We start from the raw sequence: 255 nt of genomic DNA on the forward strand, positions 1-255 counted from the left end.
TCGCAAGATTAAAACTCAAATGAATTGACGGGGGCCCGCACAAGCGGTGGAGCATGTGGTTTAATTCGATGCAACGCGAAGAACCTTACCTACTCTTGACATCCAGAGAAGCCAGTGGAGACACAGGCGTGCCTTCGGGAGCTCTGAGACAGGTGCTGCATGGCTGTCGTCAGCTCGTGTTGTGAAATGTTGGGTTAAGTCCCGCAACGAGCGCAACCCTTATCCTTAATTGCCAGCGAGTTATGTCGGGAACTT

The 255-nt window shown here is 51.8% G+C and carries 1 rRNA gene; it reads left to right on the forward strand.

The features are described from left to right. Positions 1-255, forward strand: a 16S ribosomal RNA gene (locus AACW90_RS23140); the annotation flags it as partial.

Origin of the sequence: Vibrio frigidus (assembly GCF_042465995.1) — a bacterium.
Lineage (GTDB): Bacteria > Pseudomonadota > Gammaproteobacteria > Enterobacterales > Vibrionaceae > Vibrio.